Consider the following 10194-nt stretch of genomic DNA (forward strand, 5'->3'; position numbering starts at 1 on the left):
GCGAACTACGCAAGCACCTGCCCTGCCCCTCGGTCATAGACTGGTTGCACCGAATCGACAACGAAAGGGGTGCGACATGGCGAGTCTCTGGCTGTTTTTCCTGGCTTTGGCAGTGGTCTATCTGCTGCCCGGCCCGGACATGATCCTGCTGTTGCAGACCGGCGCCCGCCAGGGTCGCGGTGCAGCGCTGGCCACGGCGGTGGGGCTGGCGGTTGCCCGAGGTTGTCATGTAGCACTCGCGGCGTTGGGGCTGGCGGCGCTGTTCAAGGCTGCACCATGGACGTTCGATGCGGTGCGCATGGCCGGGGCGGCATACTTGCTGTGGATCGGCATTCAATGCCTGCGTACTACGCTGCTGCCCGATCTGAACGCCGGCACCGTAACGGACAGCCAGGGGCAGTGGCGCGCAGCGATTCGCCGTGGCCTGCTGACCAACCTGCTCAACCCGAAAGCCTTGCTGTTCTGCTCGGTGCTTCTGCCGCAGTTCATCGTGGCGGATGGTGCACCGGTGCTGACGCAGTTTGCGGCGCTCGGCGCGATGCTGGTGGCCGCAGGACTGCTGTTCGACAGCGCCTATGCCTTGCTCGGCACGGCGTTGGGCCTCTGGCTGAAACACAGCCCGACGGCCCAACGGGTGCAGCAGTGGTTGTTCGGCAGCCTGTTGATCGGCTTTGCCGTGCGCCTGACGTTCGTGCAGCAGGCTTAGGCTTTGCGGGCCTTGCGCTGGCGGCGGCTGATCAGCAACAACGCAACGGCCGTGAACGCGACAATCACACCGATCACCGGCCACTTGTAGGGCCGCAGTGTCGAACGCACCGAATCGGTCACTTGGGTGACATAGCGCTTGTCGGCGTTTTCGAAGTCCGGATATGGGCACTGGTGGCCAAAGTCCACAGCCCATGGAACGTAAGGCCCTTCATCGACATAGCGCTTGTACAACGCGCTCTGCTCTTCCAGGCTGCTGTTCCAGCCGGCGGCCGAACACAGCACGGCGGCGAACGCCTGGCTGGTATGCGGCAGGTTATCCGCCGCACGACTGGCCAGCGCCGTGGCGACAAAGCGGTAGTGATAGCGCTCATCCGGCTGCGCTTCACTGTCCTTCTGCCGTTGCACTTCGGCTTCGCTCACCAACGGCCCGACTTTCAGCTCAGTGGTTTCCAGGCTGTAGTTGCCGCCAAAGGTCGCGTAATCCGGGGCCATTTCGTAGCCCAGGATGTCCATGCCCCACTCGCGGGCCGTCCATGCGGCATTGAACAGCGCACTGGCGCGCTTGGTCGGCCACCACGCCGAATCGGCTTTCATCCGTTGCTGGCCGTAGAGCCGGGCCTTGTGCTGCAGATCGGGGTTGTCGAAATAACCGACCGCCTCTTCGTAGTGACCCTCACGCAACAAGCGTCGCCCCAGCAGATTGCGCAGGCTCGCGGCCACCGGCAGCGGCACGTAATTGTCGCGATCCTTCTGGCTCAGCGCGGGCGGCGCCGGGACCTTGGCATCGACATACTGCTTGAGCTCATCAAGTGTCAGGACCCGCTCGGCCACGGTCGCAGCGTCGAACCAGTAAATGCTCTGGCTGCGATACAACTGATCGAACGCCTGCAGATACTCGCCACGTTGCAGCGCCAGAATCGCGCTTTCACCTTCGACCCGACATTTAGGCTGAAGGGATTCAAGATTCCAGTCGGCGGTACGCCGTTCGCCCCAGGACTCGTCCTGCGGGAAGGCTTGCGCGGCTTTGGCATAAGCCGCTGCAGCGGCGTTTTTATCGCCATCGCGCACCGCCAGTTTCGCCCGCAGCCACCACGCCAGGCCGCTGTCGCCGGCGTGTTCGAGGAACGCCTTGGCGCTGGCGTAATCGCCCTGTTGATAATTCATGGCCGCCAGACGATCCGCATTATCGAGGCTGCCGCGGGTGCTCTCTTGCAGGGCCTTGATCAGTTTTTTCTCGTTCGGCGGCTCATCGCCGAACGACCAGCCGATCCGGCTGATCAGCGATGCGGTGACCAATTGCTGTACGGCTTTGCCACGCAGCAACTTTTCCAGTCGATCCTCGGGTTCTTCGGCCAGATCGTTCATCAACAACTTCAACGAGGTGTAGCCGACGTTCGAGCCATGCAGGTTTTGCGTGGCGTAGAGTTCGATGGCTTTGTCCCAACTGCCCGCCGTGCGCAGCGCTCGTGCTTCTTCGCCGAGGCTGGCCACGCCAAGCTCCAGCGGATCGCTGAAACCGTCGATGCTCAGTTGCCGCGTCTGGCGGAAGGCTTCGATGGCGTTTTCCAACGCCTCGAGCGCATCACCCGCTTCGCTGCTCATGGCGAAGAACGCCCGTCCCAGCGAATAAGCGGCCCAGGTACTGCGCAACGCACGTTGATCGGCCGGCAGCGCCAGCAACTGACGGAAATATTCGACGGCCAGTTGATGATCGCCAGCGCCGAACGCCACGGCGCCCGCCACATACAGACGCAGCTCCGCCGGCAGGCTCGCGCCCTGCTCCTCGACCTGACGCGCATTGGTGAGGCTGCGCAGTTGTTTGACCAGCGCCTGCTGCTCCACGCTCAGGCCCAGCTGCTCGGCCTTCTCGCGCAGTTCAGCGGGCTCCTTCGGTTCGCCATAGACGTCGTCCGGGTTGTAGGTGACCGCCGTGACGTTCTTCAGCCCGGGAATGGCTTTGCCGAGGCGACTGATCTCGAACCTGAAATTGCCCTCCGGCAGTTCCGCCAGCGATTGCCCGCGATCGTCGAGCAGACGCATCGGGAAATCCGGGCCGCAGGCCAGCGCCGATCCCAGCGGCAGGCTGAGGCTCAGGCAAAGCAGGTGACGGGGCCAGTTACGGGTCAACATGCGAACCTCCTTGATCAATATTTGCGCAACGTGCCCAACCGATCGCACGCTGCCCGCCCGCCGGCAATCGGCCGTCGCGCAAGCGGGTGAAGGTAAGCAGATCCGCTGACTGTTGCAACGAATAACCGGCCAGCGCATCGGCGCCTTCGCAGCGACTGGCTTTTACCCGCAAACGCGCAGGCCAGGGGCTATCAAGGTTGCCGGCGTTGCCGAGCGAGATGTCGTAGAGGCCGTCCTGCGCCTTGAAGCTCACGTCGAGTTTGCTGTACAGCGCATCGCCTCTGGCCACTGCACCCAATGTGGTCAGGCTCCAGGCACGGCGGTCATTGGTCAGCGGCAGGCGGAACCAGATCAGCCCGGCCAGGTGCGCCGGTCTATCCTCACGCAGTTCTTTGGCAAGTCGGCTCAGTTGCTGTGGATCGGCCAGCAATTCACGGCGCTCCCCGCTTCGCTCCAGCGTCACCTCGCTTTCCACCACTGGCGCGCCATCACTGTCCGGCAATAGCGCCACACCGTAGGCAGGCAGGGCCAGATAGAACGGTTTATCGCTGACCCGCGCCCAGCGCTTCGCCCAGTTGCGCGCCTGCTCAGGGTCGAACAGACCGCGTCGCGGATCGCTGACCGCATGTACCTGCAGCACGCTGCTGTCGACCGTCGCCAGCAACGCCGGCAGTTGCGGGCTGTCGAGCCATGCCGGCAGCGCAGTGATGCTCAAGGGAAGTGATGACGGCAAAGCCGTACGCAGATGAGTCAGGAAGTCAGCGTACGCCGGCAGCCGCGCATTGCCGGCATCGTGGTCGATCTCGACCCCGACCAGCGTGAGTCCCCGGGTTTGCCAGTCATCGATCACCTGAAGGATCTGCGCCGTAACCTGCTCCTGGTCCAGCGCTTTAAGCTGACCATCGAGGCGAATCACCGCGATCAGCGGCCGGCCATCGCTCTTCAGCAACGGCGGCTTGATCCGCACACGGCTCCAGCCTGCCTGCGGGAAAGCCTGCAACGCCAGTACCCGCAAGGTCGAGAAATCCGCGCGGCTGCCCTTGAGCGCCGCCTCATGGCCCGGCGTCCACTGGCGTTGCCAGACGTAGAGTTGTTGATCGAGAGGTGCTGCTTCCTGACGCTCGCAGGCAGACAGCAACTGGGCTGCAACAAGCAATGCTGACAGCCCGAAAAAAAACCGCATGACGTGCAAATCCCTGGCAACACAAGGCTGCAAGGTTACACAAAACCGACGGGAGCGCGGCCGCTCCCGGAAAAAACGCGCTACGGTTTACGGGCGATGATGACCTGACTTTTCGCCATGACGCTGTCCAGCGCGTGCTTGATCTGCGTGCCACGTGGCGAGTTGAGCACGGCCTCCCAGGTCTTGGTCCATTGATTGAGCAACGGATGATCGGGACTCCCCAGATCCACGTTGGCTTCCCAGAACAGCAGCATCCACAGTGACCGGTAGAAACCGTACTGGCTGTGGCTGACGATCTCCAGGCCCGCCTCGCTGACCATGGCCTTGAACTGCTCTTCGCTGATGATGCGAATGTGGTTGGGCTTTTCGAAGTACTCCGGTATTGCGATGCCTTTTTGCACATCTTCGGAACTGGGGTGCGGGACACTCAGCAGATACAGGGCGCCCGGCTGGCCAATCCGCACCAGTTCGGCGAGAAACTGTGCCGGATTATCGACATGCTCAAGCACCTCGGTAGACACCACACGGGTCGCGGTGCCATCGGCGATCGGCAGCGGATTGCCGTCGGTGACGTGGTATTCGACGCTGCGCGCCGAGGTTTCGCTGAGCCGCTGACGAGCGGCTTCGATCTTCGCCGCGTCGATGTCGGCGACGATGATCCGCGCGCCGCGCATCCCGCAGAACTGCATGTTGCCGCCGTCACCGCAACCGACGTCGACCAGTGTGTCCTCGGGCCCCACCGGGAAGCCTGTGTACAGCTCGCCGGTGTCATGGTTGAACCAGCCGCTGAGCATGGCATCGCGCAAGCCGAGCTGGAACGTGTCGACGTCCTCGACCACCGGCACGGCAGGCTGTGCAGGCGTCGATGCCGTGAGTTTCTTCAAAAGTCTCAGCATGGGTTGGCTCCAGAAAAAGGGTCGGCGGTGGGCGAAAGGGTTTGCAGCGGTTGACGGGCGAAGATCACCTGACGAGGTCGCAAGCTTCGAGTCAGCACGCGGATCATGAGCCGGAGATCTCAACGGCTGTCATTGCACGATGTTCGAACAGTTGTGCCAGAAAGTCCTGCAAGCGCTGCTCGGCCACAGCCTGGCTGCAAAACCCTTGCAGGCTCAGGACGGCTTGAGCCGACATCTGCGCGTAACGCTGTGGCTGGTGTTTCGCCACCTCGTAACTGTTGCGATAGGCGACGCAGACCGACGCCCAGTTGGTCATGTAGCGAAGCGTGCGGAACGCCTTGCGCGGATCGTGAGGCCACGCGGTGAGTTCATCGGTGGACTCGACCAGAAAGGCATTGTCTTCGCTCAGGTAATCGATCATCGCTGTGGTGCGTGGCGCCACCGCTGGTTTGCCGCAAGACATGAACTCCATCAGCGGCAGGCACTGGCCTTCGCCGTAGGACGTGTTCACCACATAACGGGTGGCCTGCACCAGGCGCTCGTAGTCCGCGTCCGCGAGGTAGCCGTAAATCAGCACGATGCGGCAGCGGTAGGACTGGTTTTTGTACAGATGGTGAAGGATGTCGCTGAGGGCTTCTTCGGCATCGTGGTGGGTGAGTTTGAACACCAGCGTAGCGTCTTCGACCTCACGGAACGTCACGCAGAATGCACTGAGCATGTCTTCCCAGTTCTTGCGCCCGTCGCCAGGGTTGAACACCGAGGTGTACACCACGCCGTCCAGCAACAACTCCTGCTCGCGAACCGGCGCCTCGAAGTCGATGCCCTTGCCACGGCGCAGATGCTTCGGACCGAAGGCGTCGAGGTCGAGCTGGCGACTGTCGGCCACCAGCCCTTTGATCTTCAGGCGCACCGGCCCCGTCGAGGGCTGGCCTTGCAGCTGGGCACCCCGGGCGGCAAAGCGGTCCCACACCGGCGCCGGCACCGCGACAATCGGGTAGTCGGCGTCCATGGCCTCGCGCACCGCGTTGACCGTGTAGCTGGAGTGAGTGATTGCCGCGCCGCAAGCGCGCAACACCGTGCGCCAGTCATTGCGTGGCTCGCCGTCGAAAGGCTCGTTGGGGATGGTGCTGAATTCCCAGGCGAATACCGGCAATGTCGGACAGACCAGATGAATCGGCGTGCGATGGGGCGGCGAGAACGACAGGAATACGCACGGCTCGCCTCGGGCCAGACATTCCAGGTACAGCGCGTCGACTTCACGGGCCGGGTCCGTCACTTCCACCACCCGCCCGAGACGCTCGAGCACAGGGCGGTATTCCTTGAGCACGAAGTAATAGCTGTACTCGGAACGGCCGAGGTTCTGCGCAATGGTGTGCTGGTTGGTTTCCGAATGAATGATGATCAGCATGGGGCGTTGTCCGTCACGGGGGCGTCATCGGCAGCCGCTGGCACCAGGCCGAAGAAATCCGCCAGGCGCTGCTGCACCGGGGCGAAAGCGCAGTAGTCGTGCATGCGCTCGACAGCGGCGACCGACATTCGGCGATAGTCCTGCGGCTGTGCCTTGGCCATCCGGTAACTGTTCTCGTAAGCACTCTTGAGCGAGCCCCAGTCCGGCCGGTGACGCAGGGTGCGGTAGATGATGCGGGTGTCCTGGGGCCAGATCGTCAGCTCTTCGCTGGACTGGACGACGAAGGCCACCGAGCCGTCGATGTAGTCCTCCATCGCCGTGTGATCCGGAGCGATCACCGGTTTGCCGCTGGACATGAACTCCATCAGCGGCAGGCACAGCCCTTCGCAGCGTGACGCGTTGACGTAATAACTGGCGGCCTGGTAGAGCCGCGCATATTGCGGATCGTCCAGATAGCCATGCATCACCAGCACCCGGCAGGCGAACGGCGTCAGTTGCGCCAGCAAGGTCATCAGTTCGCTGTAGTAGGACGCCAGATCGTTCTGGGTGATCTTCAGCACCAGCGTTGCGTCAGACGTTTCGCGAAAGGCCCAGCAGAACGCGGTGATCAAGTGATGCCAGTTCTTGCGGCCATCCTTGGGGTTGAACACGGTGACGTAAATCACGCCATCGACGGTGGTTTCGACCACCCCCGAGGTCTCCGGCAGGTCCAGTGGCGGCGGCTCGTCCACCGCCACTTCGTGGGGGCCGGCAATGTTCGGCAGGCGTCGTTCGAGCCAGGCATGGGCCTTGTCCGAGAACAGATCGCGAAAGCCTTCCCAGTAGCCGTGGTGCAGGTACTTCACGCGGGCCATGGGCTCGGGTTGATCGCTCGGGTTCAACACCCACAGGCGCAGATAATGACGGGCAATCACCAGGCGGCGCTTGAAGGTCAAGGGTGGTGGACGTCGCGCCTCGATTTCGGCCAGTTGCTCGGCGGTCAGTGGTTTGGGCAGCAGGTCATCGGCGGACAGTCCCAGCGTGCGGCTATCGAAAATGCAGCCCTTGATCGCCAGGGTCGTTCCGGGATTGATCGGCGCGCTGACATGCTGCTCACGAATGGCCGCGAAGTTTTCCCATAGCGGCGTCGGCAATACCAGCACCGGAAAATCTTCGCCCATGGCCCGGCGGATCGCCCGGGCAGTGTGGCTCGACAGCGTAATGACCCGTCCCTGTCGAGCAAGCATCTGCGTCCAGTCCTGACGTTGGTCGCCGTCCCACGACTCATCGGGGATGGAGTCGAACTCCCAGGCAATCACGCAGATCGTCGGGCACTCGAGATCGGTCGGGGTATTTTGCGGCGGGGTGAAGGACAGGAACACACTGCTTTCACCGGAGGCGAGCAGTTGTCGATACAGTGGATCGACCTCGGCGCGAGTGGACACTACATGCACCCGCCCGAGGCTTTCGAGCACCGGGCGATAAGCCTTGAGCACGAAGTAATAGCTGTATTCGGGACGCCCGAGACTCTGGCTGATGGAGCGGTCGTTGACGTCCGAGTAGAGAATGAAATTCATGGCATCCCACGGTGCGACCGCCATCCCGGCAGCCTCACGCTATGACGGCCTGGCATCGGATCGGGTCGGCATGGCCGACAATCGTCCTGTGTCCCGAAGCACGTCGTCGTTCTTGTTTTTGTGGTCAGTTTCACCGTGCTGCGCAACCACTCTGGCGACGCTCGGCAAACCACGACGAGGGGCATTCTAAACACATCCGTTCAGGATTCGTGAACCGCCCGGCGAGAAAAACCGGGCTACGCTGACGAGAACTGACCGGTCACGGTTTGGTCGGTTGAAATTGCTGCGCAATTGGCACAGATTGGCAGCCAAACAAATACAACAACGACTTCACCCGTCTTCCGACCGGAACTTACACACGGTCTGACAGACATTCCCCTTCCAAGCCTGTGGGAAAAGGTGAGAGTTAAAGACCAAGGGGTCGCTGTTTGAAAAGAAGTCTGTTCATCACGGGTCTCAGTGGATTCGTGGGACAACATATCCAGTCGCGTTTGGGGCGCAATGACTCGGCATGGGAACTGCTGCCTGCCGCTTCGCCCTTCGACCTGACGGACCCGCAAAGCCTCATCGACCTCTGGCCGCAATTGCCTGACGCCGTGATTCACCTGGCCGGTCAGACCTTCGTGCCCGAAGCGTTCCGCGATCCGGCCCGCACCTTCGACATCAACCTGCTCGGCACCCTGAATCTGTTGCAGGCACTCAAGGCCAGAGGTTTCAAGGGCCCGTTCCTGTACGTCAGCTCCGGCGATGTGTACGGTCAAGTCGAAGAGTCCGCACTACCAATCACCGAACAACAACCGCCCTGCCCGCGCAACCCCTACGCCGTGAGCAAACTGTCCGCCGAATACCTCAGCCTGCAATGGGGTCTGAGTGAAGGCTGGCCGGTGCTGGTGGCGCGCCCGTTCAACCACATCGGTACGGGGCAGAAAGACAGCTTCGTGATCGCCAGCGCCGCACGGCAGATCAACCGCATCAAGCAAGGGCTGCAAGCGCCGCAGCTGGAAGTCGGCGACATTGATGTCACCCGGGACTTCCTCGACGTCGATGACGTGGTTTCGGCCTATTTCGCGCTGCTGGAAAAAGGTACGCCGGGACAGGTCTACAACATTTGCTCAGGCCATGAGCAAAGCATTCGCAGCCTCATCGAGCAGATGGGCGACCTGGTCGAGGTCGAGCTGCAACTGGTTCAGGATCCCGCACGCATGCGCCGCGCGGATCAGCGTCGCGTCTGCGGCAGCCATCAACGGCTCGCCCGGACCACAGGATGGACGCCGCAAATCACTACACAACAATCCCTGCGGGCGATCCTGTCCGACTGGGAGAAGCGAGTACGACAAGAATGACAAAAAGTGCATTGATCACAGGGATCACCGGTCAGGATGGCGCCTATCTGGCCAGACTGTTGCTCGACAAGGGCTACAAGGTTCACGGCCTGGTGGCGCGACGCAGCAGCGACTCGCGCTGGCGCCTGCGGGAAATGGGCGTTGAAGGCGACATCGTGTACCTGGACGGCGACATGGCCGATGCCTGCTCGGTGCAGCGCGCGGTCATCAAGTCGGCGCCGGACGAGGTGTATAACCTCGCCGCACAAAGCTTCGTCGCCGCGTCCTGGGATCAACCGGTGACCACCGGCATCGTCGATGGCCTGGGCGTGACTCACCTGCTCGAAGCCATCCGCCAGTTCAGCCCGCACACGCGCTTCTATCAGGCATCGACCAGTGAAATGTTCGGCCTGATCCAGGCCGAGCAACAGGACGAGAACACCCCGTTCTACCCGCGCAGCCCTTACGGCGTGGCCAAACTCTATGGCCACTGGATCACCGTCAACTACCGCGAAAGTTTCAACCTGCACGCCAGCAGCGGCATTCTGTTCAACCATGAATCGCCACTGCGCGGCATCGAATTCGTGACCCGCAAGGTCACCGATGCGGCGGCCCGCATCAAACAGGGCAAACAGCAGGAGCTGGCCCTGGGCAACATCGACGCCAAGCGCGACTGGGGCTTTGCCGGCGATTACGTCGAGGCCATGTGGCTGATGTTGCAGCAGGACAAGCCTGACGATTTCGTGGTCGCCACCGGTGTCACCACCACTGTGCGCGAAATGTGCCGCATCGCCTTCGATCACGTGGGTCTCAACTACCGCGACTACGTGAAGATCGACCCGGCATTCTTCCGCCCGGCCGAAGTCGAAGTGCTGCTCGGCAACCCGGCCAAGGCCCAGCGTGTGCTCGGCTGGAAACCGAAGACCGACCTGGACACCCTGATCCGCATGATGATGGATGCGGACATGAAGCGCGTCGCCAAGGAGTAGGC

8 protein-coding genes are annotated in these 10194 nt (G+C 62.2%); 3 read left to right on the forward strand and 5 right to left on the reverse strand.

Going from position 1 to position 10194, the window contains the following annotated elements:
• Window positions 1–76: 76 nt before the first annotated feature.
• Entirely contained in the window at window positions 77–706 is a 630-nt protein-coding gene (locus M5B98_RS08630) for a LysE family translocator (RefSeq protein WP_248742456.1), read from the forward strand.
• Here M5B98_RS08630 and M5B98_RS08635 read toward each other — a convergent pair.
• The 5 genes from M5B98_RS08635 to M5B98_RS08655 all read right to left on the reverse strand — a co-directional run bounded on the left by M5B98_RS08635 (window position 703) and on the right by M5B98_RS08655 (window position 7881).
• Window positions 703–2838 (reverse strand): hypothetical protein, encoded by a 2136-nt coding sequence (locus M5B98_RS08635; protein ID WP_248742457.1) that lies wholly within the window; start codon window positions 2836–2838, stop codon window positions 703–705. The two genes, M5B98_RS08630 and M5B98_RS08635, sit on opposite strands and share 4 nt — an antisense overlap.
• On the reverse strand, window positions 2825–4021 hold the full coding sequence (locus M5B98_RS08640) for a DUF3142 domain-containing protein (RefSeq protein ID WP_248742458.1): 1197 nt from the start codon (window positions 4019–4021) through the stop codon (window positions 2825–2827). The genes M5B98_RS08635 and M5B98_RS08640 overlap by 14 nt, the downstream gene beginning before the upstream one ends.
• Window positions 4022–4101: 80 nt before the next feature.
• A complete protein-coding gene (locus M5B98_RS08645) occupies window positions 4102–4917 on the reverse strand; it encodes a class I SAM-dependent methyltransferase (RefSeq protein WP_248742459.1) in 816 nt (271 codons plus the stop codon).
• Window positions 4918–5020: 103 nt separating this feature from the next.
• Window positions 5021–6325, reverse strand: coding sequence for a glycosyltransferase (locus M5B98_RS08650; protein WP_248742460.1), 1305 nt, complete (start codon window positions 6323–6325; stop codon window positions 5021–5023).
• On the reverse strand, window positions 6319–7881 hold the full coding sequence (locus tag M5B98_RS08655) for a glycosyltransferase (RefSeq protein WP_248742461.1): 1563 nt from the start codon (window positions 7879–7881) through the stop codon (window positions 6319–6321). Before M5B98_RS08655 ends, M5B98_RS08650 begins: the two co-directional genes overlap by 7 nt.
• Before the next feature lie 428 nt (window positions 7882–8309).
• Between M5B98_RS08655 and M5B98_RS08660 the strand changes: the two genes are divergently transcribed.
• Both M5B98_RS08660 and gmd read left to right on the forward strand, forming a co-directional pair.
• Window positions 8310–9224: a GDP-mannose 4,6-dehydratase gene (locus M5B98_RS08660; protein WP_248742462.1), complete on the forward strand. Its 915-nt coding sequence runs from the start codon at window positions 8310–8312 to the stop codon at window positions 9222–9224.
• Window positions 9221–10192: a GDP-mannose 4,6-dehydratase gene (gene gmd, locus M5B98_RS08665; protein ID WP_085708757.1), complete on the forward strand. Its 972-nt coding sequence runs from the start codon at window positions 9221–9223 to the stop codon at window positions 10190–10192. Before M5B98_RS08660 ends, gmd begins: the two co-directional genes overlap by 4 nt.
• Window positions 10193–10194 lie beyond the last annotated feature (2 nt).

The organism is Pseudomonas sp. MWU12-3088 (genome assembly GCF_023242405.1).
GTDB lineage: Bacteria > Pseudomonadota > Gammaproteobacteria > Pseudomonadales > Pseudomonadaceae > Aquipseudomonas > Aquipseudomonas kribbensis.